The sequence below is a fragment of the Amycolatopsis sp. VC5-11 genome (assembly GCF_037034185.1).
Taxonomy (GTDB): Bacteria; Actinomycetota; Actinomycetes; order Mycobacteriales; family Pseudonocardiaceae; genus Amycolatopsis; species Amycolatopsis nivea.
Genome location: NZ_JBAGKF010000075.1, coordinates 1 through 226, shown reverse-complemented (window position 1 = coordinate 226; position 226 = coordinate 1). Strand labels below are relative to the sequence as shown.

The window sequence follows — 226 nt, the reverse complement described above, 5'->3', positions numbered from 1 at the left end:
CGCAAGTACGGGAAGGAGGTGGTGGCGGACATGATTTCGGTGACCGAGGGCCGGGTGGCGCGGATCCGGGAGGTGGCGAAGCTGGGGGTGTCGTTCGTGGAGATCCACGCGGGTTTGGACGAGCAGGCGCGTCCGGGGTATTCGATCGAGGCGTTGCTGGCCGACGGGCGGGAGGCGGGGGTGGCGTTCTCGATCGCGGGCGGGGTGAAGGCCGCGACGATCGGGT

The 226-nt window shown here is 69.9% G+C and carries 1 pseudogene; it reads left to right on the top strand.

Features of this window, described 5'->3' with window-relative positions:
• Positions 1–30: 30 nt before the first annotated feature.
• Positions 31–226 (top strand): annotated as a pseudogene (locus WA670_RS45150) (3-hexulose-6-phosphate synthase); the annotation flags it as partial.